The following is a 26502-nucleotide window of genomic DNA, read 5'->3' as shown; positions in this document are numbered from 1 at the left end:
TACGGCGACACCCTCCCCTCCCGGGACTTCCCGATGCTGGTGGACCAGTACCGGCTGGGCCGGCTGGACCTCGACGGGTTCGTCACCGAACGGATCTCGATCGAGGACGTCGAGCCGGCGTTCGAGCGGATGACCGCCGGCAAGGTGCTGCGCTCCGTCGTGGAGCTCGACCGATGAGCCCCGTCGACGGCCACGACGGCGAGGCCCTGCCCGACCAGGAGCGCGCCCGTCCCGCCGACCACGGCGCCGTCCCGGTGCAGCCTGCCGGGGGCGCCGGCCGGGCCCGCATCGACCGGCTGGTCACCGCCGGGACGTTCTCCCTCGACGGCGGGACCTGGGAGGTGGAGAACAACGTGTGGATCGTGGGCGACGACGACGAGTGCGTGGTGATCGACCCGGCCCACGACCCCGCCGCGGTGGTGGAGGCCGTCGCCGGGCGCACGGTCACCGCGGTCCTGCTCACCCACGCCCACGACGACCACATCCGCTCCGTCAAGGAGGTGGCCGGGCAGGTGGGCGGGACGATCCACCTGCACCCGGAGGACACGGTGCTGTGGGAGCAGGTCTATCCGAAGACGCCCTTCGACGCCGCGATCGCCGACGGGGACGAGTTCACCGTGGCCGGGACGACCCTCACCGCGCTGCACACCCCGGGCCACTCCCCCGGGTCCGTGTGCTTCTGGGCCCCGGACCTGGGCGAGGGCGGGGTGCTGTTCTCCGGGGACACCCTGTTCCAGGGCGGTCCCGGGGCCACCGGCCGTTCGTACTCGGACTTCCCCACGATCGTCGACTCCATCCGGGACCGGCTGCTCACGCTGCCGGAGTCCGCGGAGGTGCTCCCCGGCCACGGGGACACCACCACGATCGGGGCCGAGGCCCCGCACCTGCAGGAGTGGATCGACCGGGGCCACTGACCGTCTCCACCCGGACCACCTCTGACCCGCCGGGCCTCCGGGCCCGGCGGGTCAGAGGTCGCCGGGGCTGATGCGCCGCCAGCGGTGCACGAAGGTCAGGGCCGTGGCGAGCAGGGCGGCCGCGGAGAGCACCGGCACGAGTGCCGCGCTCCGGTAGCCCCAGGACTCCCCCCACCACCCGGACAGGGCGAGACCTCCCGTCAGTCCTATGCTCATCACTGCGGTCATCACCGTGGTCAGGGCCGTGACGCGGTCACTGGGGGCCACGAGCCGCGCGATCTCGTAGACCGCCACCAGGCACGGGCCGGTGGTCAGCCCGGCCAGCGCCAGCACGACCACCATCCCCGCGGAGTCGTCGGGGATCGTCAGGAGCATCGCGGCGAGCACGGCCCCGGCGGACGCCGCCACCCATCGGTTCCACAGCCGGAGCTCCTCGGTGCGGGCGGACGCCGCCACCGCCGCCAGGGCCGAGGTCAGCCCGGAGACCGCGTGCAGCCAGCTGACGGAGATCACGGCGTCCACGGCGGTCGCGAAGACGACGACCGCGCCGAGGGTCGACCCCACGAGAGCGCCCAGCGCACCCATCCCCACCACGGGGAGCAGTCGGAGCTGCCGCGCCCGGCGGCGGCGACGGCGGGCCGCCCGGTTCGGGGCGGCCGCGACGGGCGGCAGGAAGCGGATCAGCCCCGGCGGCAGACGGGCGGAGCAGTGCAGCAGGAACACCGTGGTGCCCACGAGCGTGAGGGTTGCCGCGAGCACCAGCACGGCGACCGGCCCGAGGGTCACGGCGACGAGGCCGGTCACCGCGGCCGCCAGGACGGTGCCCAGCGCGTCCATGACGCTCTCGTGGCGCAGCGCGGTGTCGAAGAGGTCCTCCCGGGAGTCCCGGGCCAGCAGGGACCACCAGCGCAGCCGGCACGCCACGCCCATCTGCGGCAGCACGAGCCCGGCGAGCAGGCACGGGAGCACCAGCTGGGCGGGGGCGGCCCCGCTGTCGGCGGCGAGATCCGGGAGCCGGCGCACGAGCCACCACATCGCGAGCGGATTCACGAGGGTGAGCAGCACCAGGCCGACCTGTCGCCGGCGCCACGAGGCGGCGGCGCCCATGGCGAGCCCGCACAGGGCCGAGCCGAAGGTCACGGCGGCGGCGCAGAAGGCGCCCAGGGCCGGGGACCCCGAGATCAGCGCCACCGTGATCAGCACGCCGAGCGGGACCATGGTCTGGGGCAGCCGGACGAGCAGGGTCAGCACGGGGTACAGGGCGCCGCTGACGGCGGCGAGCTCCCGGGAGTCGGCCAGGGGCGAGCGGGCGGCCGTGCTGAAGCCTCCGAGGGGCTCGGCGGCGCGCGCACGGCTCACGGGGTACCTCCGCTTCCTCCCGACGGCGGCCGGGCACGGACCAGCCTAGCCCCGCCGCTCGGCCGATGACGGAAAGCGTCGCCCCCGGCGGTGAGCGGTGCCCGAGGATCCGGCCCGGGTTCCTGGACCTCGTCCTGCGGGGGGCCCGGCCGTCCGTGCGGCACGGCCCGCCGCGCCACGAGGGCGCCCCTGCCGTGGAAGGACCTGCCGAGGCGCCGGTCGGAGGCGCGGACGAACCGCCCGCTGTCGATCCGTCGGCCCTGCCGGACACGGCAGGGCCGCGGGCTCACCGCTCCTGGTCGGGCGTGGAGGTCGCGGCCGGGGTGCTCTCGGTCGCGGCGAGCGCATCGGTGCCGCGGCGCGGCCGCGACAGGGCCACCGAACGGTGGACCAGACCGGCGACGAGACCGCCGAGCAGCGGGGCGACCCAGAACAGCCACAACTGGCCGAGGTGGCCGGCGCCGGCGACCACGGCGGCGCCCGTCGAGCGCGCGGGGTTCAGCGATCCGCCGTCGAACGGCGCGGTGATCGTGAGCAGGAACGCGAAGGCCGCGCCGATGGCCACGGGGGCGAGCACGGCGTTGGCCCGCGGCGCCGTGGAACCCAGGACCACGAGGGCGAACAGGGCGGTCGCCACGAACTCGACGAGCAGCACGGTGGTCCACCCGGCCTGGGAGGTGGAGTTCTCGCCGAAGCCGTTGGACACCGCGCCGAGGACCTGCGCGGTGGTCGAGGAGTCGAGCAGGGTGGCGAGCACGGCCCACAGCACGCCCGCCGCGGCGAGCGCGCCGAGCACCTGGGCCACGACGTAGCCGACCGCCGCCCTGGCGGGGGTGCGCCCGGCCACGAACGCGGCGAGCGTGACCGCGGGGTTGAAGTGCCCCCCGGAGACGTGCCCGAAGGCGACGATCGCGGCGACCAGGCCCAGGCCGAAGCCGAGGGCGGAGTCGATGACCTCCGTGGCGAACATGCCCGTGCCCAGACCGGCGAAGACCAGCAGCGCCGTGCCGGCGAACTCGGCGGCCCACCGGGCCGGCGCGGACCCGGCGTCCGGGGCGCCGGCGGGCACGGTGTCCTTGCGCGCGGCGACGGGCACGGGCGCCGCGAGGCCCTCCGAGCCGGGGGCGACGGGCGTGCCGTCGTGGACGGCGCTGTCGGCACCGTCGGCGCCGGGGCGCGCGGTGGTGCCGGGAACGTGGTGACTCATGGAGCTCTCCTCGAAGATCGGGGCGGCACGGTCGGGGGTGCCCGTGCCGGCGGGGGCGCCGGGCGCCCGTGCCATGCAACCACACTCCCCTGAAGGGCAGTTGAACCCGCCCGGGTCCGTGTCGGCCGCCGACTACACTGACCGCATGCCCGCACCCCTGCTCTCCCCCGACGCCGGCCTCGACCCCGCCTGGCCCGAGTACGCCGACTCCGTGCGCGCCGCCCTGCTGGGCGGAGCCCTCGGGGACGCGCTGGGCGCCCGCGTGCGCTCCGACCGCCGCCCCGAGGCGACCGGCGCGGACGCTCCCACCGGCCCCGAGGGCACCGGCGGCCCCGCCGGGGTGCTGCGGATCTCCGACGCCACCCAGCTGACGCTCTACACCCTGGACGCCCTGCAGGAGGTCGTCGAGTGGGCGAACCAGGGCCACGCCGCCGACGAGACCGCGTGCCTGTGGCTGGCCTACCTGCGCTGGCTGGGCACCCAGGGCGAGCGCCACCCGGCCGAGGCGCCGCGGCCCCTGCCCCGCCGGATCGACGAGCTCGAGTCCCTGCACGCCGTGCGGGAGCCCGACGGGACGGTGCTGGAGGCGCTCCGGTCCGGCCGGATGGGCGAGGTCGAGCGCCCGCTGCTGCCGGACGCCAAGGGCGCCGGACCGGTGCTGCGCTCGGCCCCGTTCGGTCTCCTCCCCCACGTCGGCTGGCGCACGCTCGCTCCGCTGGCCATCAACGGCGCCGCGCTGACCCACGGGCACCCCGAGGCGCAGTCCGCGGCGGCCGTCCACGGCTTCGTGGTCCACGCCGCCGTGCGGGCCCGCCGGGAGGGCGTGCCACGGCCGGTCGCGGCGGCCGTGGCCGCCGCCCGCGAGACCGCGGGACACCTCACGCGCCCGGTGGCCGAGACCCTCGCCCGGCTCGACGACGCCGTGCGTGCCGCCGGGGGGGAGGACCTCGACCCCGAGGCGCTCCCGCGGCTGCTCGGCGCGGGCGGGGCGGCCCCGGAGACCCTGGCGGGCGGGCTGGGCGCGGCCCTGCGCGCGGAGGCCGAGGCGCCGGGAGCCGGGGACCCGCGGGCCGTGTTCCGACGCGCGGTGGAGCTGGGCACCGCCCACGCCGGCGACCCGGCCGCGGCGGGGGCGATCGCCGGGGCCGTCACGGGCGCGGCCCTCGGGACGGCCGCGCTGCCGCCGGAGTGGCGCGCCCGTCTGGACGCCGGGGACGCGGTGGCGGAGACGGCCGAGCGCTGGCTCAGGGAAGTGGGGGCGCTGCCAACCGCCTGACGCTCAGGCCCACGCCGGCGAGCAGCTCCCGGACGGTGCCCGCACCGGCCCGGTGGACCAGGTCCACCACGATCCCGGCGCACGCCCGGGCGTCCTCGAGGGCGTCGTGGTGGCGGCGCAGCGGCACCCCGGCAGCCTCGGCCGCCCGGGGCAGCGCGTAGGACGGCAGGTCGTAGCCGCGCCGGGCCAGCGCCAGGCTGCACGCGTACGCCAGCGGGGCGTGCCGCGTGTCCGTCTCCGCGCACGCGGCGCGGATCACCCCCATGTCGAACGCGGCGTTGTGCGCGACCACGAGCTCGTCGGGATCCTCCGCCAGGATCCAGTCCTCGATCCGCGGCCACAGCTCGGCGAAGCCGGGGTGGCCCGCGACCGTGCGCTCGGTGATCCCGTGGATGCGGGTGTTGCCGGGGTCGAAGTCCGCGCGGGTGCGCGGTGGCCGCATGTACGCGGAGCGCTCCGCCACCACCCTGCCGCCGCGGACCCGCACGAGGCCCACGGCGCACGGCGAGCCGATGAACCGGTTCGCGGTCTCGAAGTCGATGGCGGTGAAGGAGAGGGACGACGGGTCCGCGGCGGGCCGGACGGTGGTCGTGTCGGGGGAAGCGGGAAACGGCACCGGAACAGCCTACTGCCCCCGCTCAGGCGGAGACGCCGCGCAGATTGGTCTCGATCCAGTCGTCGGCGCGGGCGATGGACTGGTTGACCTGGGCGGTGTCGAGGTCGTGGTGCAGCGCGTACGCGACGGCCTGCAGCGGGAACGTGCGCGCGTGCAGCCGGGCCCGCTCGTACACGCTCTCCGAGACGGCGGCGCGCAGGGTGTCCCAGCCGTACCACAGCCCGAGGGACGCGGCGTCGTGCGCGGGGTCGGACAAGCAGGCGTGGTCCCAGTCGATGATGCCCGTGAGCTCGTCACCGTCCCACAGCATGTTGTGCCCCATGAGGTCCCCGTGCACCAGGGTCGGCACCACGGTGGGCAGCGCCGCGAGCTCGGCCACGGCCCGCCGGGCGGCCTCCTGGTTGCGGGGCAGCAGCCGCGGGATGACCTCGTCGAGGAGCACGTGCCGCCGCCGGTGCCCGCCCCAGTGCTGACCGGGACGGTCGAGGTAGCGCGCGAACCCGAAGGTGTCGACCTCCGCCAGCTCGGTCAGCACCCGGTGCAGCACGGCCGGGTCCCCGTGCCCGGGCGGGTGCGGGTGGCCGGGCAGCCACGTCAGTCCCACCCCGGTGTAGCCGTGGGAGACCACCACGCCGGTGAGCGGCCGCGGGGTCGCGAACGAGAAGCGGGGCAGCCTCCGCAGCACCTCCGTGCGGCGATGGACGTGCTCGCACACCGTGGCGTTCTTGGCGATCCGCACGGAGATCACGTGACCCACGTTCACCACCACGTGGGCGGACCCGCCGGCGTGCACCTCCCACTGGCTGGGGTCGGCTTTCATGCCGGCCTCGCGAAGCACGGACTCGACGGCGCCGGCGAACGGCAGGTGGTGGAGCTGCGACCAGGGCATGGTCAGATTCCTCGGTTCGGACGTGGGTCAGTCGGGGACGGCGGCGGGATCGACGGCGGCCAGCAGGTGCGGGAGCAGGGCCCGCATTGCGCGTCCGCGGTGGCTGATGGCGTTCTTCTCCTCGCGCGTGAGCTCCGCGCAGGTCCGGCCGAGCCCGTCGGGGCGCAGCACGGGGTCGTAGCCGAAGCCGCCGTCCCCCACGGGCTCCCGCAGCAGGGTCCCGCGCAGGGTCCCGGTCTCCACGTGCTCGTGGCCGTCCGGGGTGACGAGCGCGGCGGCGCACACGAACTGTGCCCCGCGGTGGGTGTCGGGGACGTCGGAGAGCTGGGCGAGCAGCAGCCGCAGGTTCGCGGCGTCGTCGCCGTGCCGGCCGGACCATCGCGCGGAGAAGATCCCCGGGGCCCCGCCCAGCACGTCGACGGCCAGGCCGGAGTCGTCGGCCACGGCGACGAGCCCGGTCGCGGCGGCCGCGGAGCGGGCCTTGAGCAGGGCGTTGGCCTCGAAGGTGGTGCCGTCCTCGACGACGTCGGGGGCGCCCGCCGCGGCGGCGTCCACGACGAGCTGCTCGACGTCGGCTCCGGGCAGCGCGGCCGCGAGCAGGTCCCGCAGCTCGGCGAGCTTGCCCCGGTTGTGGGTGGCGAGCACCACCCGGGCGCCGTCGTGCTCACCCATCGTCGGCCTCGCGCAGTGTCTCGACCTGGATCTGGGTGAGCTGGGCGCAGCCGGCCAGCGCGAGGTCGAGCAGGGCGTCGAGCTCGGCACGGTCGAAGGGGGCGCCCTCGGCGGTGCCCTGCACCTCCACGAAGTCGCCGGACCCGGTGACCACCACGTTCATGTCGGTCTCGGCCCGGACGTCCTCGACGTACGGGAGGTCGAGCATCGGCACGCCGTCGATGATGCCCACGGACACGGCGGCCACGGTGTCGGTGAGCGGTTGCGCGCGGCGGGCGATGAGCCCTTCGGCCCGCGCCCAGCCGATGGCCTCGGCCAGGGCCACGTAGGCGCCCGTGATGGCCGCGGTGCGGGTCCCGCCGTCGGCCTGGAGGACGTCGCAGTCGAGGACCACGGTGTTCTCGCCCAGGGCGGAGAGGTCGATGACCGAGCGCAGGGAGCGGCCGATGAGCCGCGAGATCTCGTGGGTGCGCCCGCCGATCTTGCCCTTGACGGACTCGCGGGCGGACCGGGTGGAGGTGGCCCGCGGGAGCATCGCGTACTCGGCGGTCACCCAGCCGCGGCCCTCCCCCTTGAGCCAGCGCGGGACGCCCTCGGTCACGGACGCGGTGCACAGCACCCGGGTGCTGCCGAACTCGATGAGGGCGGAGCCCTCCGCCTGCTGGGACCAGCCGCGGGTGATCGTGATGGGCCGCAGCTCGCCGGGCGAACGGCCGTCCGACCGGGTCGCCCCCGGGGTCGAGGGGGCCGGTGCGGTCTGGTCGACGGGGGAATCCATGTGCTCCACCTTACCCCGCGGCTCCGCGGGCTCGGCCCGATCGCCGGCGGCGGGGCTCACGGTCCGACCGCGGCGGCGGGACGCCCGCTGCCCCGGCGGACGATCGGGTAGGTGTAGGCGGGCTGGGCCACCCCGATGGGGCCCTCGAAGACCTCCTGGGCCTCCTCGACGGCCCGCGTCGGGGAGTTCCACACCGGCAGGTGCGTCAGCAGCAGCTTGCGCGCCCCGGCGTCCCGGGCGGCCTCCGCGGCGCGCCGGCCGGTGAGGTGGATGCCGCGCAGCGCGTCGTCGCGGCCCTCGTGGTAGGCGGCCTCGCACAGGAAGACGTCGGCGTCCCGGGCGGCGTGCACGAGGCCCTCGCACGCGTCGGTGTCCCCCGAGTAGGCAAGGGTGCTGGGGCCCGTGACCCCGTCGTAGTCGATGCGCAGGGCGTACGGCTCGGGGGTGGGGTGCTCCACGAGGAAGGGCGTGATCGCGAACGGCCCCACCCGCACGGGCTCCTCCGGGACCCAGGTGTGGAAGTCGAACTCCCCGTGCATCCCGGGCTCCGGGGGGAGCCCGTGGGTGCTGCTGAGGTACTCGTGGAGGCCGGTGGGCGCCCACAGCGGGATCGGGGGGCGGCCCCAGCCCCGCGGGTCCCACTTGATCGCCACGTGCAGCCCGGCCAGGTCGATGCAGTGGTCGGGGTGCAGGTGGCTGACGAGCACGGCGTCGATGTCGTGCAGGTCCATGTGGCGCTGCAGCACGCCGAGGGCGCCGTTGCCCATGTCCAGCAGGATGCGCCAGGTCCGCCCCTCGGCGTCCTCGCCGCTGACGAGGTAGCAGGAGGCGGGGGAGTTCGGCCCCGCGAAGGAGCCGGTGCATCCGACGATGGTGAGTTTCATGGAGCGTGTGCCTTCCAGGGAGTACCGGTGGGACGGCGGCCGCACCGGCCGCGGAGCTGCTCAGGGCGCGGACGGGCCGGTGCCCCCGATCATCTCCGGGGTGATCCGAGCGAGCGAGCCCGTGGGGTACTGCTCCGCCACGGAGCTGGTGTGCCGGACGCGGGCGACCTCCGGCCCCAGGAACCGCCGGGCGAGGACCTCGAAGGACGCGGCGTCCCCGGTGGCGAGGAACTCGTGGTGGGCGGGCAGGCTCGGGTCCCGCTCGAGCCCGTGGCCGACCAGCGCGCGGTAGACGTCCTTGGCGGTCTCCTCCGCGCTGGAGACCAGCGTGACGGCATCGCCCATGACGTAGGAGATCACCCCGGTGAGCAGGGGGTAGTGGGTGCAGCCCAGCACCAGGGTGTCCACGTCGGCCTCGCGCAGCGGGTCCAGGTAGGACTGGGCCGTGGCCAGCAGGCCGGGCCCCGTGGTGACGCCCGCCTCCACGTAGTCGACGAACGCCGGGCAGGCCACCGAATCGATCCGCAGGTGGGGCGCGGCGGCGAACGTGTCGTCGTAGGCGCGGGACCCGACCGTCGCCTCCGTGCCGATGACCCCGATCCGGCCGTTGCGGGTCGAGGCGACCGCTCGGCGCACCGCCGGCTGGATGACCTCCACCACGGGGATCCCGTAGACCCGGGTGTAGCGCTCCCTGGCGTCGCGCAGCACCGCGGCGGACGCCGTGTTGCAGGCGATCACCAGCAGCTTGACGCCGGAGTCCACGAGCTCGTCCATGATGCGCAGGGCGTGCGCGCGGACCTCGGCGATCGGCAGCGGCCCGTAGGGCCCGTGCGCGGTGTCGCCCACGTAGACGATCTCCTCGTGGGGCAGCTGGTCGATGATGGCGCGGGCCACGGTGAGACCGCCCACCCCGGAGTCGAACACGCCGATGGGTGAACCGGGGTTGGGGCGCCGTGCGGCCCGGCCGCCGGCCCCGAAGACATCGTCATCCTGCATATCGACAAGAGCGTAGTCCCGGGCGTGCCGCCGCCCCAAACCGCGCCGCGGCCGTGCCGCCGTGATGCGCGTCACCCCCCGTCGGGGCGGGGTCCCCGCGGGGTGTCGTGGCAGGTCAGTCCCGGGGCAGGTCGTGGAGCAGGGCCTCCATGAGGGTCTCCTGCAGCCACGAGACGAAGTTGTACAGGAGCGACATGTACGTCTCGACGTCCTCGATCGCGGACCAGTCGTCGTAGCGGCCCACGCGCTCGGCGTCGGCCTCGCTGCGGATCCCCAGGCGGTCCGCCAGCACCAGCCGCACGTCGTTGAGGGCCTGGCCGAAGGCCTGCGCCTGTTCGGGGTCCAGCCGCACGGGCTGGGCCTCCAGCGCCAGGGCCGCCTGCTTCAGCACGCCCCGCTTGGTCTCCCGCAGCCCCCGCTCCGTGTACCGGCGGAACTCGGCGGCCCGCTCGGGGTCCAGGCTGCCGTCGGGCAGCAGGCGCCGGAGCGCGGAGTCGTCGGGGACGGTGGCGTCCCCGGACACGCCCAGCATCCGCTCGAGCGAGTCCTCCGAGGCCGGCTGCTCGGGGGCGAGCGCCTGGGCGACGTCCGCGAACAGCTTCTGCAGCAGCTCCTTCTCGGGCTCCTCGAAGCGGGCGGTGATGCCCCGGCGGGTGGACCGGAAGCCCTGCGCCATCAGTGGCCCCCCGCCTGCTCGAAGGTGGCCCACAGCCCGAAGCCGTGCATCGCCGCGGTGTGGGTCTCGGCCTCCTCGAGGGAGCCGCTGGCCACCACGGAGCGCCCGTGGTGGTGGACCTCCAGCATGAGGGAGCGGGCCTTCTCCTCCGGGTAGCCGAAGTAGGAGCGGAACACGTACGTGACGTAGCTCATGAGGTTGACGGGGTCGTCCCACACGACCACGTTCCACGGGGTGTCGGTCTCCGTGGCCACGGACGTCGCGCCGGTGGGCCGGGTGCCGGTCTCCGGGGTGGCGGTGGCCGCGGGGCGGGCGGCGGCGGGAGTAGCGCAGTGCATGGTCCGTCCATCGTAGCGAGTGCCGGACGCGGGGCGCACCGGCGGCGTCGCTAGAGTGGTGCCCGTGAACCAGCGCAGCCACCGGTGGGCCCCGCCGCCCACGTCCCTGATGACCGACCACTACGAGCTGACCATGCTGCAGGCCGCCCTGCACGCCGGCACCGCGCAGCGGCGCAGCGTGTTCGAGGTCTTCGCCCGGCGGCTGCCGGCGGGCCGCCGCTACGGCGTGGTGGCGGGCACGGGGCGTCTGCTCGAAGGGCTCGACAGCTTCCGCTTCGGCGACGAGCAGCTGGCCTTCCTCGAGGACACCGGCGTGGTCAACCGGGCCACCCTGGACCACCTCGCCGGCTTCCGGTTCACCGGGTCGATCTCCGGCTACGCCGAGGGCGAGGCGTACTTCCCCTCCTCCCCGCTGCTCGTGGTCGAGGCCACGTTCGCCGAGGCGTGCGTGCTCGAGACGTACTTCCTGTCGGTGCTCAACTACGACAGCGCCGTGGCCTCGGCCGCCTCCCGCATGGTGGGGGCCGCGGCGGGACGCCCGTGCATCGAGATGGGCTCCCGGCGCGCCCACGAGGAGGCCGCCGTCGCGGCCGCGCGGGCGGCGGTGATCGGCGGCTTCGACTCGACGTCGAACCTCGAGGCCGGGCACCGCTACGGGCTCCGGACCGTCGGGACGGCGGCCCACTCCTTCACGCTCCTGCACGACTCGGAGGAGGACGCCTTCCGCGCCCAGCTCCAGTCGATGGGCCGGGACACCACCCTGCTCGTCGACACCTACGACGTCGAGAGCGCGGTCCGGAAGGCCGTGGAGCTGGCGGGTCCCGAGCTGGGCGGCGTGCGCCTGGACTCGGGCGACCTCGTGACCCAGGCCGCCTGGGTGCGCGAGCTCCTCGACGAGCTGGGCAACCCGGGCACCCGCATCACCGTCACCTCCGACCTGGACGAGTACGCGATCGCGGCCCTGAACGCCGCGCCCGTCGACGCGTTCGGCGTCGGCACCCGCGTGGTCACCGGCTCCGGGGCGCCGACGTCGTCGATGGTCTACAAGCTGGTGGCCCGCGAGGACTCCTCCGGCGAGCTGCGGCCCGTGGCGAAGGCCGCCAAGGGCAAGGTGTCCGTGGGCGGGCGCAAGCACGCCCTGCGGCGCCGGGACGAGAAGGGCACGGCGACCCACGAGATGGTCGGGATCGGCCGGCTGCCCGACGACGACGGCGACGACCGGCCGCTGCTCGAGGAGTTCGTCCGCGACGGCGAGCTGCTGGACGGCTGGACCGGGCCGGCCGGGGTCCGGCGGGCCCGGGAGCGGCACGCGGCGTCCGTGGCGGAGCTGCCCCGCTCGGCCCGGCGGCTCAGCGAGGGCGACCCCGTGATCCCGACCGTGCTGGGGCCGCACGCCCCGGCCTGAGCGGCCGTCCGGGCGGACGTCGCCGGACGGGATGCACCGAGCGAGACCCACCGAACAGAGGGAGGAACACCATGAGGACCGCACTGATCGTCGTCGACGTGCAGAACGACTTCTGCGAGGGCGGCTCGCTGGCCGTCGCCGGAGGCGCGGCGGTGGCCGCCGCCGTGTCGGAGCACCTGGAGGACCACCACGGGGACTACGCGGCCGTCGCGGCCACCCAGGACTGGCACATCGACCCCGGGGCGCACTTCTCCGACGAGCCGGACTACGTCCGGTCCTGGCCCGTGCACTGCGTCGCCGAGTCCCGCGGGGCCCACTTCCACCCGGACCTGGACACGGACTGGATCCAGGCGTGGTTCCGCAAGGGCGAGCACGACGCCGCCTACTCCGGCTTCGAGGGGCTCCTCGCCCCGGACGCGGACGTGCCGATGGGCGACGACGAGGACGTCGACGACGAGCCGGACGTGAGCCTCGACGACTGGCTGCGGGAGCACGAGATCGAGGCCGTGGACATCGTGGGCCTGGCGACCGACCACTGCGTGCGGGCGACCGCCCTGGACGCCGTCGAGGCCGGCTACGACACCCGCGTGCTGGTGGAGCTCACCGCGGGCGTCGCCGAGGAGAGCACCGAGCGCGCCCTGCGGGAGATGGCCGCGGCGGGGGTCGAGATCGTCCGGTCCTGACCGGCGCCCGCCGTCGCGCCCGGCAGCGGCCCGCCCCTCGCCGAGCGGGTCGCGGCCGGGCGCCGCTCACTTGCGCCCGATGAACCAGTCCTGCAGCTTCTTGACCCGCGCCTGGAGCTGCTCCTCGTTGGCCTGCGCCACCGGCGGGCCCCCGCACACGCGGCGCAGCTCGTTGTGCACCATCCCGTGCGGGGTGCCCGTGCGCGACGCCCACGCCGAGACGTTCTTGGACAGGGTCGAGCGCAGCTCCTTGAGCCGCCGGTGGTCGGGCACCGCCGGCTGCTCCGGGGCCCGGACGGCGCCCGGGCGCCGGCGGGCGTGCTGGGACTGCCGCTCCCGCAGCAGCGCCGAGACCTGGTCGGCCTCCAGCAGGCCCGGGATGCCGAGGAAGTCCGCCTCCTCCTCCGAGCCCACCGCCACGCCGCCGCCGAAGGCGCCGCCGTCGAAGAGGACCCCGTGGAAGGACGCGTCCGAGCCGATGGCCTCGAACCGGCCCTGGGCGAGGGCCGCGGACGCCTTCTCCTCGCGGTTGGCCTCCTCGAGCAGGTCGTCGTCCCAGCCCTCCTCGAGGGGGTCCGCGGGCAGGCCGGTCTCCTCCGCGGCGGGCTTGTCGAGAGCGTGGTCCCGCTCGGCCTCCATCTCGTTGGCGAGCTGCATCAGCGCCGGCACGGACGGCAGGAAGACGGAGGCCGTCTCCCCGCGCTTGCGGGCGCGCACGAAGCGCCCGACCGCCTGGGCGAAGAACAGCGGCGTGGAGGTGGACGTCGCGTAGACGCCCACGGCGAGCCGGGGGACGTCGACGCCCTCGGAGACCATGCGCACGGCGACCATCCACCGGCTGTCCCCCGCGGAGAACTCGTCGATCCGGTCGGAGGCGCCCTTGTCGTCGGAGAGCACCACGGTGGGGTTCTCCCCGGTGATCCGGCGCAGCTGCGCGGCGTAGGCCTTCGCGTCCTGGTGGTCGGTCGCGATGACCATCGCCCCGGCGTCCGGCACGGTGCGCCGCACCTCCGTGAGCCGCTGGTCCGCGGCCTGGAGCACCGACGGTATCCACTGCCCGTTCGGGTCGAGCGCCGTGCGCCACGCGTGGGCCGTGATGTCCTTCGTGAAGCCCTCGCCGAGCTCCGCGGCCATCTCCTCCCCCGCGCTGGTGCGCCAGCGCATCTGCCCCGAGTAGGCGAGGAAGATCACGGGCCGGACCACGTGGTCCTTGAGCGCGTCGCCGTAGCCGTAGGTGTAGTCGGCGCTCGAGCGGCGGATGCCGTCCCCGTCCTCCAGGTAGCGCACGAACGGGATCGGCGCGGTGTCCGAGCGGAAGGGGGTGCCGGTCAGGGCGAGCCGGCGGGCGGCGGGGTCGAAGGCCTCCTGCAGCCCGTCGCCCCACGTGAGCGAGTCCCCGGCGTGGTGGATCTCGTCCATGATCACCAGGGTCCGGCCCGCCTCGGTGCGGGCCCGGTGCAGGAGCGGCTTCATCGCCACCTGGGAGTAGGTCACGGCCGCGCCCAGGTAGTCCCGGCCGTGGGAGCCGTCCGCGTTCTTGAAGTTCGGGTCGATCGCCAGGCCCACGCGGGCCGCGGCGTCCGCCCACTGCCGCTTGAGGTGGTCCGTGGGCGTCACCACCGTGATCCGGTTGACGGTCCCGCGGTCGAAGAGCTCCTTGGCGACGCGCAGCGCGAAGGTCGTCTTGCCGGCCCCGGGGGTCGCGACCGCCATGTAGTCCCGGGGCTGGGCCTCGAAGTAGCGCTGGAGCGCCTCCGCCTGCCAGGCGCGCAGCTTGGGGGCGGTGCCCCACGCGGCGCGGTCGGGATACGCCGGGGGGAGGTCGGCGGCTGCTGCGCCGAACAAGGAGAGCTGGTCGTCCTGGGACACGCTGGCGACGTCCTTTCGCTCGTGGTCCCGCGGCCTCGTGGCCGCGGTGGATGACGGGGGCGCGGCGGCGGGCCACGCAAAAGCGCCCGCCGGCGGCGGGCGCTTGCTCGGGGGGCGGTGCTCAGCCCTGGTCGTCGCCCTGGTCGTTCGGGGGGCGCAGGCCGTCGTAGATCTCCTTGCAGGTGGGGCACACCGGGAACCGCTGCGGGTCGCGGCCGGGGACCCAGACCTTGCCGCACAGGGCGATGACGGGCTCGCCGGAGAGGGCGGACTCCATGATCTTCTCCTTGCGCACGTAGTGCGCGAAGCGCTCGTGGTCGCCCGGCTCCTGGAGCTCCCTGGTCTCCTCGCGCTCGATCGTGGAGGTGCCCCCGGCCGGCTGCGCCGGGTCGGTGCTGTAGGGGCTGTCGTCCAGGCCGTTCGTCGGGGTGCCGGTGGTCGCCGCTGAGACATGCATGGGCGCCACTTTACCCCGTCCCTGCCGGCCCGCGTGCGCCGAGGGCCGACCGGCCGGCCCGGTTCAGCGGAACTGGGCGACCTCCTGGAGCAGCTCGGGGGCCCGCCGGTCGTACCAGCGCCCGCCGAGGACGACACCGCCGCAGCACAGCAGCGGGCCGAGCACCGCCCCGGCGGCCAGCGCCGCCCATCCCCACACGGGATCGCCGGTGAAGACCTGCACGAGGAGGGGGACCGCGGCCGGCAGGACGAGGACGAGGATCAGCCCCAGCGCCACGAACTGCACCAGGACGTTCAGGACGGTGAAGCCCTGCGGCGTCTTCAGCGGCGACGCGCCCGGCGGGGCCACGGGGTAGGTGTACCGGGCGGACATCACCGAGGACAGGCCCGCCCCGCCCAGCAGCGCCAGCAGCGCGGTGCCCGCGATCCCGGGCAGCAGCTGCCACCGGCCCTCGACCGCGAACGGCAGCAGGAGCCCGAGCGCCGTGAGCGGCACGGCGATCACGACCAGCGCGAGCACCCGGCCCGCGCGGTCGTGGACGCCCCGCACGCCGGAGAGGACGTGCAGGTGCAGGGCGGTGTTGTCGTAGGACACGTCGCCGGAGATCTGGTACGCGAGCAGCGCCGCGATCATCGGGCCCAGGCCGTAGAGGAAGAGGCTGCCTCCCCCCGGGTCCCGGGAGAACCAGATCAGCACGGCGAGTGCGGGGATGACGAGCAGACCGGCCGCGTAGCGGGGGTCCCGGACCCAGTAGATCAGGCACCGGGCCGCCACGGCCGCCCAGGGACGCCGGGGCCCGCGGTCGAACAGCCCCGCGCCGGCGGCCCCCTCGCGCGGGGCGGCGGTCCGCCCGCCGGCCGTGGTGGTCAGGGCCCGCTCCTGCGCCACGCGCCAGACGAGGACGAGGACGAGGACCGTCACGACCGTGAGGACCAGCCGGACCGCGGCGGACCCCCACCGGCCGGCGGCGACGTCGGCCGGGACCGCCCAGACGGCGCCGACCGGCGTCCACGCGAGCACGCCGGCGTACTGCGGCAGCCGGTCCCACAGCCGCTCCAGCCCGCTGAGCAGACCGGTGACGATGGGGCCGAGCAGCACCAGGGCCACGAGCGCGGCCAGCGAGACCAGCTCCGTGAGCCGCCGGCGGCGGCCGAGGCCGACGGCGAGGGCGGTGACGCAGCGGGAGCCGGTGACCACGAGGGCCAGCGCGAGCGGCACGCACAGGAGGGCCGCGAGCAGCGCGGCCGCGGACGAGCGCCAGGAGCTCACCGTGGCGAGGAGACCGACGGCCGTGAGCGCACCCGGCACGCCGACGAGCGCGCCGAGCGCCTGGCCCCACTGGAGCTGGCCCACGGAGAGGGGCAGGAGGGCGAGGCGCGCCGGGTCCAGCGTGGCGTCGGCGCGCGCCGCGAGGACGGGCAGCAGCCACCAGACCAGCGTGGCCGCCGTCCCGGCCAGCACGAGGACGGTGCGCACCAGGACCAGGTCCTGGCGGCCCAGCAGGAACAGCGCCACCACGGCCAGGCCGAGCAGGAACACGAAGTAGGCGGCACCCAGCACGGTCCCCACGAGCACCCAGGTGCTGCGGGTCAGGGTGTTCACGAGGATCCTCGCCTTCAGGCCCACGAGGCGGCCGGCCAGGACGGCGGTGCCCGCCCGGGCGGGGGCGAGGCCCTCCGGGGCCGGGGCGAGCTCCCGGCTCACTCCGGGCGCAGCCACGCCAGCCCCTCCCCCGTCTCCCGGCGCCCGCCGACCAGCTCGACGAACCGGTCCTCGAGCGTGGCCCCGGCCCGGACCTCGTCGACCGTGCCGGCGGCCAGCACCCGGCCCCGGTCCATGACGGCGACGTGGTCGCACATCCGCTGCACGAGGTCCATGACGTGGCTGGAGACGACCACGGTCCCGCCGGCGGAGACGAAGCCGTGCAGGATCTCGCGGATGTTCGCGGCCGAGACGGGGTCGACCGACTCGAACGGCTCGTCCAGGACCAGCAGGCTCGGGGCGTGGATGAGGGCGCCGGCCAGCGCGATCTTCTTGGTCATGCCGGCGGAGTAGTCCTGGACCTGCGTCCCGGCGTCGGCCACCAGGTCCATGGCCCGCAGGAGGTCCTCGGTGCGCTCGGCCACGACTTGCCGGTCCATGCCGCGCAGCAGACCGGAGTAGGTGACGAGCTGACGTCCGGTGAGCCGGTCGAACAGGTGCAGCCCGTCCGGCAGCACGCCCATGAGCTGCTTGGCCCGCCGGGGCTCGGCCCAGACGTCGACACCGGCCACTCGGGCACTGCCCGCCGTCGGGCGGAGGAGGCCGGTCGCCATGGACAGCATCGTGGTCTTGCCGGCGCCGTTGCGCCCCACGAGGCCGAAGAAGGAGCCGCGGGGAACGTCGAGGTCCACGCGGTCCACGGCGACCTTGGCCTCGGGGGTGCCCGGGCGGCCGAAGACCCGGACGAGCCCGCGCACGCTCAGCGCCGGCGGCCCGCCGCGCGGCGGCGGCGCGGACCCCTCCGGCGCGGGTTCGCCGGCCCGTTCCGGGACGGCCTGCGGGATGTGCTGGTGGCTCATGCCACCAGCGTAGGCAGGCGGGGACCCGGCACGCCTCCGGCGCGCGACGGAGCCGGGCCCGCCCGCCCGGGGCGGGCGCTCCGCCGCGCGGTGGACCCCGGGCCGGGCCGCCGGTGCCGCGGGCGCGCCGGGCGGCCGGCCCCGTCGGGCGGTGGGCCCTTCAGGGGCGTGGGCTCAGAACAGGGCGCGCATCAGGGCGCCGCGGGCGGTCACCACGCGCGGGTCCTCGGCGCCCACCACGTCGAAGAGCTCGAGCAGGCGCAGCCGGACGGCGTCGCGGTCCTCCCCGGCGGTGCGCCGCACCAGGTCCAGCAGCCGCCGGAAGGCGTCCTCCACGTGGCCGCCCGAGGCGTCGAGATCGGCGACGGCCAGCTGGGCCGCCACGTCCTCGGGGGCGGCGGCGGCCTCCGCGCGGACCGTCGCGGCGTCCAGCGGCAGCACGCGCTGGAGCAGGTGCACCTGGGCGAGGGCGAGCTTCGCCTCCCGGTCCCCGGGGTTCTCGGCGATCGCCTTCCGGTACGCGGCCTCGGCGGCGTCGACGTCCCCCGCCTCGAGGGCGTCCACGGCCTCCTGGTGCAGCGGGGGCAGCGGCTCCGGCTCGTCGTCGGCGCGCGCGGGCTCCACGGTGCCCGAGATCCCGTTCTGCTCGGCGAGGGCGAGCAGCTCGTCGAGGAGCTGGCCCACCTGCTCGGGCGGGACCGTGGAGTTGAACAGCGGGACGGGCCGTCCGCCGAGCAGCGCCACCACGGTGGGCACCGACTGCGCCTGGAACATCTGGGCGATCTCGGGGGCGGCCTCGGCGTCCACGGAGGCCAGCAGGAGCCGCCCCCGGTAGCGGTCGACGACCTGCTCCAGGGTGTCGGTGAACGCCACGGACTGCTCGCTGAAGCGGGCCCACAGGGCGAAGACCACCGGTACCTGGGTGGAGAGCTGGGCGACCTCCTGGAAGTCCGCCGCGGTGACCTCCCGGCGGTACCCGCCCGGCCGGTCCTCCCCCGCGGGCGGGCCTCCGGGGGCGGGCACGGCGCCCAGGTCCACCGCGCCCCGCACCGACGACGGGAGCGCGGCCTCCTGGGGCGGCGGAGCGGCCTCGGCGGTGCGGCGGGGCTGCTGGTGCTGGAACTCGTTCACGGGGCGTCTCCTGAGGGCTCGACGACGGGCTCGGCGGTCCGCTCGGCCGTCGGCGTCGGGGGCTGGGTCGGTGGTCTGGGCCGGTGGTCCGGGTCGACGGCGGCGGAACGGCGGGTCTCCCACGATTATCGACCGCCGGGGGCGGCTCGGCCACCGGCGCGGCCCCGTGTCCGCTCCCGGCGTGACGGCGGCCGCGGCGAGGGGCGGCAGCGGTCTCAGCGGCGGGTGCGCCAGCAGCGCTCGTGCCAGTGGCGGCGGTCCTCGAAGGCGCTGCGCGCCCCCAGCAGGGAGTCCTGCTGCCAGACGACCAGATGCGCGATCCCCGGCGGGATCGACCGGCCGCAGCCGGGGCAGGTGTAGGTCTTGACGGCGTTGACGGGCCGGACGTGGCGGACCAGCCAGTCCCCGTCCGCCGAGCGCTCCACCGTGGGCGCCGGCTCCAGGACGCGTTCGACCGACCACGGCTCCTGCGCCGCGCCGCGCTGCCACTTGCTGGCGCGCGGGCCGGCGCCGGGGCCGCCGTGGCGGCGTCGCGAGGAGTGGTTGGAGCGTGGCACGGCGCCATCGTCTCACACGGGTGCCACCGGGTCCGGTCCCGCTCCCGCGGAGCGCTAGGCTGGAGCGCGTGCGTCTTGTCATTGCCGATTGCTCCGTCGACTACGAAGGGCGTCTGCGCGCCCACCTGCCCGCCGCCCGGCGTCTTCTGCTCGTGAAGGCCGACGGCTCCGTGCTCGTCCACTCGGACGGCGGCAGCTACAAGCCCCTGAACTGGATGAGCCCGCCCGCCCGACTGCACGTCGGCGAGCCCGGGGCTGAGCTCGCGGCCGAGGGGGTCCTGCAGACGTGGACCGTGCAGGCCGCCAAGAGCGACGACCGCCTGGTCATCCAGGTGTTCGAGATCCACGAGGACGTCTCCCACGAGCTGGGCAGCGACCCCGGGCTGGTGAAGGACGGGGTCGAGGCGGACCTCCAGCGCCTGCTCGCCGAGCAGATCCACCGCCTGGGCTCGGGGCACACCCTCGTCCGCCGCGAGTACCCCACCGCGATCGGTCCGGTCGACATCCTGGCCCGCGACGCCGCCGGCGCCACCGTGGCGGTCGAGCTCAAGCGCCGCGGCGACATCGACGGCGTCGAGCAGCTCACCCGGTACCTCGAGCTGCTCAACCGCGACCCTCTCCTGGCGCCCGTGCGCGGGGTGTACGCCGCCCAGCTCATCAGGCCCCAGGCCCGGGTGCTCGCCGAGGACCGGGGCATCGTGTGCCTCACCCTCGACTACGACGAGATGCGCGGGCACGACGACAGCGACTCGCGCCTCTTCTGAGCCCACCACGGGCTTCCGGGTCCCCCGCCGGGCGCAGGAGCGATCACGCGGTCGGCGAACAGCACGCAACACGCGATGATCAGCAGGCGAACAACGTTGACCGCCCCCGGGGAGTGTGTGAAGCTGAACATGTTCTTCGTTCCATGTTTTGCATGCTCGCAGAACGGGTAAGCGAGCGTGACGTTCGACCCTGGCCCTGGTCCTCCTCCCTCGGGAAAGGAGGCCTCGGCCCTCGGCTCATCTCGTGGTACCGCCCTTCCGTGCACGACCTGTGCACACGTTTCGCACCATCTCGCAAGGAGAGATCTTCATGGCCCAGGGCACCGTCAAGTGGTTCAACGCCGAAAAGGGCTTCGGCTTCATCACCCCCGACGACTCCGACTCGGACGTCTTCGTCCACTACTCGGAGATCCAGTCGGGCGGCTTCCGCACCCTCGAGGAGAACCAGCGCGTCGAGTTCGAGATCGGCCAGGGCCAGAAGGGCCCGCAGGCCACCGGCGTCACGCTCATCTGATCCGCTTCCCGCGCACCGGCTGAGCAGGAGCCCCGCACCCGTCCCGGGTGCGGGGCTCCTCCGTGCCCGACCGGCAGCTCAGTACGCGGTGCCGGCCAGGTGCCGCTCGACGGCGGCCCCGGCCGCCGCGAGCTGCTCGACGAAGTGCTCGTAGCCGCGGTCCACGTGCTCCACACCGTGCACGTCGGTCGTGCCCACCGCGGCCATCCCCGCGATCACCAGGGCCGCGCCCGCCCGGATGTCCTTCGCCTCCACGGGAGCCCCGGAGAGCACGGGCATCCCGGCGACGAGGGCGTGGTGGCCGTCGAGGCGCACGCTCGCGCCCAGCCGCTCCAGCTCGGCCGTGAAGCCCCATCGGGCCTCGAAGACGTTCTCCGTGACCATGCCGGAGCCCTCGGCCACCGCGTTGAGCGCGACCACGAACGGCTGCAGGTCGGTGGGGAACCCCGGGTACGGGAGGGTGGAGACGTTGATCGCCCGGGGACGCTCCGGCCCGGCCACCACCAGGGCGCCGTCGTGCGCGTCCACGTGGCACCCGGCCGCGCGCAGCTTGTCGAGCACGACCGCCAGGTGGCCCGGCTCCGCGCCCTCGATCCGCACGGTCCCCCCGGTCACGGCCGCCGCGAAGGCCCACGTGCCGGCCACGATGCGGTCCGGCACCGTCCGGTGCTCGACCGGGCGCAGGGACGCCACCCCGACGACCGTGACGGTGCTCGTGCCCAGGCCCTCGATCCGGGCGCCCATGCCCTGCAGCATCCGCCCGATGTCGACGATCTCCGGCTCCCGCGCGGCGTTGTCGATCACGGTGGTGCCCTCGGCCAGCGTCGCGGCCATCATGAGGTTCTCCGTCGCCCCCACGGAGGGGTAGTCCAGCCGGAAGTGCGTCCCGCGCAGGCTCCGGGGCACGGACGCCACGAGGTAGCCGCGCTCGATCTGCAGCACCGCCCCCATCGCCTCGAGCCCCGCGCGGTGCATGTCCAGCCCGCGGGAGCCGATGGCGTCCCCGCCGGGCAGCGCCACCTCGGCCACGCGGCACCGGGCGACCAGGGGGCCCAGCACGGAGATCGACGCGCGCATCGCCCGCACCAGGTCGTAGTCCGCCTGGTGGTGCAGCACCGGCGGGACGTCGATCCGGACCGTCTTCTCGGCGCGCTCGTAGGCCACGGCGCAGCCGAGTCGGCGCAGCAGCTCCGCCATGATCGTGACGTCGTGGATCTCGGGGACGTTCGTGATGGTGGACTCGCCCTCGGCCAGCAGCGTCGCCGCCATCAGCTTCAGCACGCTGTTCTTGGCGCCGGAGACGCGCAGGGTGCCGTTGACCGCGGTGGGCCCGTGCACGACGATCTTCTCTTCCATCCACTCTCCTGGGCGGTCTCGCCGGGGAACCTGGGGTCCCCGGGTACGGCCGCGGCCTCCGCACCGGTGGTGCGGAGGCCGCGGCTGGACTGGGTGCGCGGGGCGGTGCCCCGCGCGGACGGGCGGGATCAGGCGGCGGCGGCGCCGGGCAGCTCCACGTTGTCCGCCACGATCGTCACCCGGTCGTTGTCGACGAACACGAAGCCGGCGTCGATCGTGCCCTCGACCCGGGAGCCGTCCACCGGGTCCACCGCGAAGTCGCCCGGCTTGAGGATGCCGGCCAGGGCCTCGTGGCCGGGCAGGATACCGATGTCGCCCTCGGACGTGCGGACCCGCACCATCCGGGCCGTGCCGGTCCACACGGCCTGCTCGAGGGAGACGATTTCGACGATCATCTCAGCCACGGCTACTTGCCACCGGTCCGCTTCTTGATCTGCTCCCACTGCTGCATGACGTCGTCCAGGCCGCCGACGTTGTAGAACGCCTGCTCCGGGACGTGGTCGAACTCGCCCTCGGTGATCTTGCCGAACGCCTCGATGGTCTCCGCCAGCGGGACCGTGGAGCCCTCGACACCCGTGAACTGCTTGGCGGTATAGGTGTTCTGGGAGAGGAACTGCTCGATGCGGCGGGCGCGGGAGACGACGACCTTCTGCTCCTCGGAGAGCTCCTCGACGCCGAGGATCGCGATGATGTCCTGCAGCTCCTTGTTCTCCTGCAGGATCGACCGGACGCGGATCGCGACGTCGTAGTGCTCCTGGCCCACGATCTGCGGGTCGAGGATGCGCGAGGTCGAGGTCAGCGGGTCGATCGCCGGGTACAGACCGCGGGAGGCGATGTCGCGGGAGAGCTCCGTGGTCGCGTCCAGGTGGGCGAACGTCGTGGCCGGGGCCGGGTCGGTGTAGTCGTCGGCGGGCACGTAGATCGCCTGCATGGAGGTGATCGAGTGGCCGCGGGTCGAGGTGATGCGCTCCTGGAGCACGCCCATCTCGTCCGCCAGCGTCGGCTGGTAGCCCACTGCGGAGGGGATGCGGCCCAGCAGGGTCGACACCTCCGAGCCGGCCTGGGTGAAGCGGAAGATGTTGTCGACGAAGAGGAGCACGTCCTGGTTCTGCACGTCGCGGAAGTACTCCGCCATCGTGAGCCCGGTCAGGGCCACGCGCAGGCGCGTTCCCGGCGGCTCGTCCATCTGGCCGAACACGAGGGCGGTGTCCTTGAGGACGTTCGCCTCCTCCATCTCGACCCAGAGGTCGTTGCCCTCGCGGGTGCGCTCGCCCACGCCGGCGAAGACCGAGGTGCCGCCGAAGTTGCGGGCCACACGCGTGATCATCTCCTGGATCAGCACGGTCTTGCCCACGCCGGCGCCGCCGAACAGGCCGATCTTGCCGCCCTTGATGTAGGGGGTCAGCAGGTCGATCGACTTGATGCCGGTCTCCATCATCTCCGTGGAGCCCTCGAGCTCCGCGAAGGACGGTGCCTTGCGGTGGATCGGCCAGCGCTCGGTGATCTCCAGGGAGGAGGTCTCGACGTCGAGGGCGTCACCGAGCACGTTGAAGATGTGGCCCTTGACCACGTCGCCCACGGGCACGGAGATCGGCCCGCCGGAGTCCTTGACCTCGGTGCCGCGCACCAGGCCGTCGGTCTGCTGCAGGGCGATCGCGCGGACCATGTTGTCGCCCAGGTGCTGGGCGGTCTCGAACGTGATCGTCCGCTTCTCGCCGTTGAGCTCGTACTCGGAGGTCAGGGCGTTGTAGATCCCGGGGACGGCGTGCTCGGGGAACTCGACGTCGACGACCGGCCCGATGACCCGGGCGATGCGGCCCGTGGCACCGCCCGAGACCGGCTGCCCGGCCTGTTCGCTGATGGTGGCAGTCATATCTCTCACTTCACTTGTTCGTGGTGGATAGTTGCTGGATCGCCGGGACGGCCCGTCACAGGGCCTCGGCGCCGCTCACGATCTCGGTGAGCTCGGTGGTGATCTCGGCCTGGCGGGCGTTGTTCATCAGGCGCGTGTACTTCTTGATCAGGTCGTCCGCGTTGTCGCCGGCCGCCTTCATGGCCCGTTGCCGGGCCGCGAGCTCGCTCGTGGCGGCGTGGGCCAGGCTCGCGAACAGGCGGGCGTCGATGTAGCGCGGCAGGACCGCGTCGAGGAACTCCTCCGGGTTCGGCTCGAACTCGAAGGTGCTGTCCGGCTCCTCCAGCTCGTCGAAATCCCGGGCCACCTCGTCGGTCAGGGCGTTGGCGTCCACGACCTCCAGCGGCAGCAGCCGCAGCACCCGGGGCTCCTGGACGACCATCGACTGGAACGAGGTGTAGACGAGGTGGATCTCGTCGACGCCGCCGTCCTCGTACGGGGTCTCCAGGTCCCCGATCAGCACCTTGCGCAGCTCGCGCGCGCGGTCCGGGCGGGCGTTGTCCGTGTCACCGGTCCAGTTCTGCTCGTACGGGCGGCTGCGGAAGTCGAAGTACGCCTGGGCCTTGCGGCCGATCAGGTACACCTTGGTCTCCTTGCCCTCCCCGTGCAGCAGCTCGAGCAGGCCCTCGGCCTCCTTGAGCACGTTGGACGAGTAGGACCCGGCCAGACCGCGGTCCGAGGTCATGATCACCACGGCCGACCGGCGCACCTCGTCGGCCCGCGTGGTCAGGGCATGGGAGACGTTGTGCTGGGTGGCGACCTGTGAGACCGCCCGGGTCAGCGCGTTCGCGTAGGGACGCGCCGCCTGCAGACCCTGTCGGGACTTGTTGATGCGCGAGGTCGCGATCATCTCCATGGCCTTGAAGATCTTCTTCATGGACTTGGTCGACGCGATCTTGTTCCGGTAGACCCGAATCTGCGCTCCCATGTGACTTCCTTTCGTCACCGTGCCCGGTGCGCCGCCGCGGCGGCGCACCGGACCGACCGGTTACTTCCTGACGATCCGTTCCTGGTCGACCGCGGACGCGTCGAGGGGCTCGTGCTCCTCGTGGCCCGGCTCGATGCCGTGCTTCGTGCCCCGGAAGTCCCGCTTGACCTCGGCGACGGCGGTCTCCAGGGCCGCGACCGCGTCGTCCTCGAGCTTGCCGGTCCCGACGATCGAGTCCATCACGTTGGTGGTGCGGCGCACGTGCTCCAGCAGCGCCTGCTCGAAGTCGAGCACGTCGGCGACCTCCACCTCGTCGAGGTGGCCGTTGGTGCCGGCCCAGATCGACACGACCTGGTCCTCGACCGGGTACGGGGTGTACTGCTTCTGCTTCAGCAGCTCCATCAGCCGGGCGCCGCGGGTCAGCTGCTGCCGGGACGCGGGGTCCAGGTCGGAGGCGAACATCGCGAAGGCCTGCATCGAGCGGTAGGACGCCAGCTCGAGCTTCAGCGTGCCGGAGACCTTCTTCATGGCCTTGACCTGCGCGGCGCCGCCGACGCGGGACACCGAGATGCCCACGTCCACGGCCGGGCGCTGGTTGGCGTTGAACAGGTCCGACTGCAGGAAGATCTGGCCGTCGGTGATGGAGATGACGTTGGTGGGGATGAACGCCGAGACGTCGTTGGCCTTGGTCTCGATCATCGGCAGCCCGGTCATCGAGCCCGCGCCCAGCTCGTCGGAGAGCTTGGCGCAGCGCTCGAGGAGGCGGGAGTGCAGGTAGAAGACGTCGCCCGGGTAGGCCTCGCGTCCCGGCGGGCGGCGCAGCAGCAGCGAGACCGCGCGGTACGCCTCGGCCTGCTTGGACAGGTCGTCGAAGACGATGAGGACGTGCTTGCCGCCGTACATCCAGTGCTGGCCGATGGCCGAGCCGGCGTAGGGGGCGAGGTACTTGATGCCCGCGGCCTCGGAGGCGGGAGCCGCGACGATGGTCGTGTACTCCAGGGCCCCGTTGTCCTCGAGCGTCTGGCGCACGCCGGCGATGGTGGACGCCTTCTGACCGACGGCCACATAGATGCAGCGCACCTGCCGGTTGACGTCGCCCGTCTCCCAGTTGGCGCGCTGGTTGAGGATGGCGTCCACGGCGATCGCGGTCTTGCCGGTCTGGCGGTCGCCGATGAGGAGCTGGCGCTGGCCGCGGCCGATCGGGATCATCGCGTCGATGGCCTTGATGCCGGTCTGCAGGGGCTCGTGGACCGACTTGCGCATGGTCACGCCGGGAGCCTGCGTCTCGAGGGCGCGGCGCCCCTCGGCCTCGATCGGGCCGAGGTCGTCGATGGGCGTGCCCAGCGGGTCGACCACGCGGCCGAGGAACGCGTCGCCCACCGGCACGGAGAGGACCTCCCCGGTGCGCTGGACCTCCTGGCCCTCCTCGATGCCGCGGAAGTCGCCGAGGATCACGACGCCGATGTCGCGGGTGTCGAGGTTCTGCGCGAGGCCGAGCACGCCGTTCTCGAAGCGCAGCAGCTCGTTGGCCATGACCGAGGGCAGGCCTTCGACCCGCGCGATGCCGTCGGAGGCGCTGCTGACGCGGCCGACCTCGGTTCGTTCTGCGGTGCCGGGCTCGTAGGACGCGGCGAATTCGCTCAGCGCGCTACGGACGTCGTCGGCATTGATGGTGACTTCGGACATGTCCTGTCCCTGCTCTCCTAGTTCGTGATCACTGCCGTCAGCGGTGACCGTGAGTCCAAATCTGTGGCGGAACG

General features: G+C 74.1%; 27 protein-coding genes and 1 pseudogene. 7 read left to right on the top strand and 21 right to left on the bottom strand.

Features of this window, described 5'->3' with window-relative positions; genetic code table 11:
* Nucleotides 1-177, top strand: a pseudogene (locus ACFYE3_RS11235) (S-(hydroxymethyl)mycothiol dehydrogenase); the annotation flags it as partial.
* Nucleotides 174-914 carry an MBL fold metallo-hydrolase gene (locus ACFYE3_RS11230; protein WP_387609079.1) on the top strand — a complete coding sequence of 247 codons (741 nt, stop codon included), beginning with the start codon at nt 174-176 and terminating at the stop codon, nt 912-914. The pseudogene ACFYE3_RS11235 and the gene ACFYE3_RS11230, both read left to right, overlap by 4 nt.
* A 51-nt stretch (nt 915-965) precedes the next feature.
* Here ACFYE3_RS11230 and ACFYE3_RS11225 read toward each other — a convergent pair whose 3' ends face one another.
* Nucleotides 966-2273, bottom strand: a complete 1308-nt coding sequence (locus ACFYE3_RS11225; RefSeq protein WP_387609076.1) for a hypothetical protein — start codon at nt 2271-2273, stop codon at nt 966-968.
* A 286-nt stretch (nt 2274-2559) separates the two neighbouring features.
* Nucleotides 2560-3555 carry an aquaporin gene (locus ACFYE3_RS11220; protein WP_387609073.1) on the bottom strand — a complete coding sequence of 332 codons (996 nt, stop codon included), beginning with the start codon at nt 3553-3555 and terminating at the stop codon, nt 2560-2562.
* A gap of 70 nt (nt 3556-3625) precedes the next feature.
* Between ACFYE3_RS11220 and ACFYE3_RS11215 the strand changes: the two genes are divergently transcribed.
* Nucleotides 3626-4756: an ADP-ribosylglycohydrolase family protein gene (locus ACFYE3_RS11215; protein WP_387609070.1), complete on the top strand. Its 1131-nt coding sequence runs from the start codon at nt 3626-3628 to the stop codon at nt 4754-4756.
* Here ACFYE3_RS11215 and ACFYE3_RS11210 read toward each other — a convergent pair.
* From ACFYE3_RS11210 to clpS, 8 genes are all read right to left on the bottom strand, one after another.
* Nucleotides 4725-5372, bottom strand: coding sequence for a 3'-5' exonuclease (locus ACFYE3_RS11210; protein WP_387609067.1), 648 nt, complete (start codon nt 5370-5372; stop codon nt 4725-4727). The two genes, ACFYE3_RS11215 and ACFYE3_RS11210, sit on opposite strands and share 32 nt — an antisense overlap.
* 22 nt (nt 5373-5394) lie before the next feature.
* Nucleotides 5395-6261 carry an aminoglycoside phosphotransferase family protein gene (locus ACFYE3_RS11205; RefSeq protein WP_387609064.1) on the bottom strand — a complete coding sequence of 289 codons (867 nt, stop codon included), beginning with the start codon at nt 6259-6261 and terminating at the stop codon, nt 5395-5397.
* A 27-nt stretch (nt 6262-6288) separates the two neighbouring features.
* Nucleotides 6289-6933 (bottom strand): RdgB/HAM1 family non-canonical purine NTP pyrophosphatase, encoded by a 645-nt coding sequence (gene rdgB / locus ACFYE3_RS11200; protein WP_387609061.1) that lies wholly within the window; start codon nt 6931-6933, stop codon nt 6289-6291.
* Nucleotides 6926-7711, bottom strand: coding sequence for a ribonuclease PH (rph, locus tag ACFYE3_RS11195; RefSeq protein WP_368820161.1), 786 nt, complete (start codon nt 7709-7711; stop codon nt 6926-6928). Before rph ends, rdgB begins: the two co-directional genes overlap by 8 nt.
* Nucleotides 7712-7767: 56 nt before the next feature.
* Nucleotides 7768-8595 (bottom strand): MBL fold metallo-hydrolase, encoded by an 828-nt coding sequence (locus ACFYE3_RS11190; protein ID WP_387609057.1) that lies wholly within the window; start codon nt 8593-8595, stop codon nt 7768-7770.
* A gap of 60 nt (nt 8596-8655) precedes the next feature.
* Nucleotides 8656-9591 carry a glutamate racemase gene (gene murI, locus ACFYE3_RS11185; RefSeq protein WP_387609054.1) on the bottom strand — a complete coding sequence of 312 codons (936 nt, stop codon included), beginning with the start codon at nt 9589-9591 and terminating at the stop codon, nt 8656-8658.
* Between the two features lie 115 nt (nt 9592-9706).
* Nucleotides 9707-10267 (bottom strand): DUF2017 domain-containing protein, encoded by a 561-nt coding sequence (locus tag ACFYE3_RS11180; protein WP_368820164.1) that lies wholly within the window; start codon nt 10265-10267, stop codon nt 9707-9709.
* Entirely contained in the window at nt 10267-10605 is a 339-nt protein-coding gene (gene clpS / locus ACFYE3_RS11175; protein WP_387609051.1) for an ATP-dependent Clp protease adapter ClpS, read from the bottom strand. The genes ACFYE3_RS11180 and clpS overlap by 1 nt, the downstream gene beginning before the upstream one ends.
* 55 nt (nt 10606-10660) lie before the next feature.
* On the opposite strand from clpS, the gene ACFYE3_RS11170 reads away from it, so the two are divergent.
* Together ACFYE3_RS11170 and ACFYE3_RS11165 are read left to right on the top strand one after the other, a co-directional pair.
* Nucleotides 10661-12010 (top strand): nicotinate phosphoribosyltransferase, encoded by a 1350-nt coding sequence (locus ACFYE3_RS11170; protein ID WP_387609089.1) that lies wholly within the window; start codon nt 10661-10663, stop codon nt 12008-12010.
* Nucleotides 12011-12081: 71 nt separating this feature from the next.
* Nucleotides 12082-12693 (top strand): isochorismatase family protein, encoded by a 612-nt coding sequence (locus ACFYE3_RS11165; protein WP_368831473.1) that lies wholly within the window; start codon nt 12082-12084, stop codon nt 12691-12693.
* A 66-nt stretch (nt 12694-12759) separates the two neighbouring features.
* Here the strand turns inward: ACFYE3_RS11165 and ACFYE3_RS11160 are convergent, their stop codons facing one another.
* The 6 genes from ACFYE3_RS11160 to ACFYE3_RS11135 all read right to left on the bottom strand — a co-directional run bounded on the left by ACFYE3_RS11160 (nt 12760) and on the right by ACFYE3_RS11135 (nt 19268).
* Nucleotides 12760-14562 carry a DEAD/DEAH box helicase gene (locus ACFYE3_RS11160; protein ID WP_387609047.1) on the bottom strand — a complete coding sequence of 601 codons (1803 nt, stop codon included), beginning with the start codon at nt 14560-14562 and terminating at the stop codon, nt 12760-12762.
* A 121-nt stretch (nt 14563-14683) separates the two neighbouring features.
* Entirely contained in the window at nt 14684-15019 is a 336-nt protein-coding gene (locus tag ACFYE3_RS11155) for a DUF3039 domain-containing protein (RefSeq protein ID WP_387609044.1), read from the bottom strand.
* 63 nt (nt 15020-15082) lie between these two features.
* On the bottom strand, nt 15083-16738 hold the full coding sequence (locus ACFYE3_RS11150) for a hypothetical protein (protein WP_387609041.1): 1656 nt from the start codon (nt 16736-16738) through the stop codon (nt 15083-15085).
* A complete protein-coding gene (locus tag ACFYE3_RS11145) occupies nt 16720-17580 on the bottom strand; it encodes an ABC transporter ATP-binding protein (RefSeq protein WP_387609038.1) in 861 nt (286 codons plus the stop codon). The genes ACFYE3_RS11150 and ACFYE3_RS11145 overlap by 19 nt, the downstream gene beginning before the upstream one ends.
* A gap of 174 nt (nt 17581-17754) precedes the next feature.
* Nucleotides 17755-18711, bottom strand: a complete 957-nt coding sequence (locus tag ACFYE3_RS11140; protein ID WP_387609035.1) for a tetratricopeptide repeat protein — start codon at nt 18709-18711, stop codon at nt 17755-17757.
* Nucleotides 18712-18926: 215 nt separating this feature from the next.
* The gene (locus ACFYE3_RS11135) at nt 18927-19268 is read right to left on the bottom strand and encodes an ATP/GTP-binding protein (protein WP_368820172.1); all 342 of its coding nucleotides are present in this window, start codon (nt 19266-19268) and stop codon (nt 18927-18929) included.
* Between the two features lie 68 nt (nt 19269-19336).
* Between ACFYE3_RS11135 and nucS the strand changes: the two genes are divergently transcribed.
* Together nucS and ACFYE3_RS11125 are read left to right on the top strand one after the other, a co-directional pair.
* Nucleotides 19337-20032: an endonuclease NucS gene (nucS, locus tag ACFYE3_RS11130; protein ID WP_387609032.1), complete on the top strand. Its 696-nt coding sequence runs from the start codon at nt 19337-19339 to the stop codon at nt 20030-20032.
* A 310-nt stretch (nt 20033-20342) separates the two neighbouring features.
* On the top strand, nt 20343-20546 hold the full coding sequence (locus ACFYE3_RS11125; RefSeq protein WP_017833253.1) for a cold-shock protein: 204 nt from the start codon (nt 20343-20345) through the stop codon (nt 20544-20546).
* 78 nt (nt 20547-20624) lie between these two features.
* Here ACFYE3_RS11125 and murA read toward each other — a convergent pair whose 3' ends face one another.
* The 5 genes from murA to atpA all read right to left on the bottom strand — a co-directional run bounded on the left by murA (nt 20625) and on the right by atpA (nt 26428).
* Nucleotides 20625-21902: a UDP-N-acetylglucosamine 1-carboxyvinyltransferase gene (gene murA, locus ACFYE3_RS11120; RefSeq protein ID WP_387609028.1), complete on the bottom strand. Its 1278-nt coding sequence runs from the start codon at nt 21900-21902 to the stop codon at nt 20625-20627.
* 128 nt (nt 21903-22030) lie between these two features.
* Complete coding sequence (locus tag ACFYE3_RS11115; RefSeq protein ID WP_387609025.1) at nt 22031-22306, bottom strand: F0F1 ATP synthase subunit epsilon; 276 nt, start codon at nt 22304-22306, stop codon at nt 22031-22033.
* Nucleotides 22307-22308: 2 nt separating this feature from the next.
* Nucleotides 22309-23775, bottom strand: a complete 1467-nt coding sequence (atpD, locus tag ACFYE3_RS11110; protein ID WP_368831481.1) for a F0F1 ATP synthase subunit beta — start codon at nt 23773-23775, stop codon at nt 22309-22311.
* A gap of 55 nt (nt 23776-23830) precedes the next feature.
* Nucleotides 23831-24742, bottom strand: a complete 912-nt coding sequence (locus tag ACFYE3_RS11105; RefSeq protein WP_387609022.1) for a F0F1 ATP synthase subunit gamma — start codon at nt 24740-24742, stop codon at nt 23831-23833.
* Between the two features lie 60 nt (nt 24743-24802).
* Nucleotides 24803-26428, bottom strand: a complete 1626-nt coding sequence (gene atpA / locus ACFYE3_RS11100; RefSeq protein WP_387609020.1) for a F0F1 ATP synthase subunit alpha — start codon at nt 26426-26428, stop codon at nt 24803-24805.
* Nucleotides 26429-26502: the final 74 nt, after the last annotated feature.

This window comes from Kocuria arenosa (assembly GCF_042879215.1).
Lineage (GTDB): Bacteria > Actinomycetota > Actinomycetes > Actinomycetales > Micrococcaceae > Kocuria > Kocuria arenosa.
Note: the sequence above shows the minus strand (reverse complement) of the source record. Positions and strands in the feature narration are given on the sequence as shown.

Excerpts from the sequence above, each read along its gene's own strand:
- ACFYE3_RS11230 (WP_387609079.1), top strand. The coding sequence starts at position 174 with ATGAGCCCCGTCGACGGCCACGACGGCGAGGCCCTGCCCGACCAGGAG.
- ACFYE3_RS11220 (WP_387609073.1), bottom strand. The coding sequence starts at position 3,555 with ATGGCACGGGCGCCCGGCGCCCCCGCCGGCACGGGCACCCCCGACCGT.
- ACFYE3_RS11215 (WP_387609070.1), top strand. The coding sequence starts at position 3,626 with ATGCCCGCACCCCTGCTCTCCCCCGACGCCGGCCTCGACCCCGCCTGG.
- ACFYE3_RS11205 (WP_387609064.1), bottom strand. The coding sequence starts at position 6,261 with ATGCCCTGGTCGCAGCTCCACCACCTGCCGTTCGCCGGCGCCGTCGAG.
- rdgB (WP_387609061.1), bottom strand. The coding sequence starts at position 6,933 with ATGGGTGAGCACGACGGCGCCCGGGTGGTGCTCGCCACCCACAACCGG.
- rph (WP_368820161.1), bottom strand. The coding sequence starts at position 7,711 with ATGGATTCCCCCGTCGACCAGACCGCACCGGCCCCCTCGACCCCGGGG.
- ACFYE3_RS11190 (WP_387609057.1), bottom strand. The coding sequence starts at position 8,595 with ATGAAACTCACCATCGTCGGATGCACCGGCTCCTTCGCGGGGCCGAAC.
- murI (WP_387609054.1), bottom strand. The coding sequence starts at position 9,591 with ATGCAGGATGACGATGTCTTCGGGGCCGGCGGCCGGGCCGCACGGCGC.
- ACFYE3_RS11180 (WP_368820164.1), bottom strand. The coding sequence starts at position 10,267 with ATGGCGCAGGGCTTCCGGTCCACCCGCCGGGGCATCACCGCCCGCTTC.
- clpS (WP_387609051.1), bottom strand. The coding sequence starts at position 10,605 with ATGCACTGCGCTACTCCCGCCGCCGCCCGCCCCGCGGCCACCGCCACC.
- ACFYE3_RS11165 (WP_368831473.1), top strand. The coding sequence starts at position 12,082 with ATGAGGACCGCACTGATCGTCGTCGACGTGCAGAACGACTTCTGCGAG.
- ACFYE3_RS11155 (WP_387609044.1), bottom strand. The coding sequence starts at position 15,019 with ATGCATGTCTCAGCGGCGACCACCGGCACCCCGACGAACGGCCTGGAC.
- ACFYE3_RS11145 (WP_387609038.1), bottom strand. The coding sequence starts at position 17,580 with ATGAGCCACCAGCACATCCCGCAGGCCGTCCCGGAACGGGCCGGCGAA.
- ACFYE3_RS11125 (WP_017833253.1), top strand. The coding sequence starts at position 20,343 with ATGGCCCAGGGCACCGTCAAGTGGTTCAACGCCGAAAAGGGCTTCGGC.
- murA (WP_387609028.1), bottom strand. The coding sequence starts at position 21,902 with ATGGAAGAGAAGATCGTCGTGCACGGGCCCACCGCGGTCAACGGCACC.
- atpD (WP_368831481.1), bottom strand. The coding sequence starts at position 23,775 with ATGACTGCCACCATCAGCGAACAGGCCGGGCAGCCGGTCTCGGGCGGT.
- ACFYE3_RS11105 (WP_387609022.1), bottom strand. The coding sequence starts at position 24,742 with ATGGGAGCGCAGATTCGGGTCTACCGGAACAAGATCGCGTCGACCAAG.
- atpA (WP_387609020.1), bottom strand. The coding sequence starts at position 26,428 with ATGTCCGAAGTCACCATCAATGCCGACGACGTCCGTAGCGCGCTGAGC.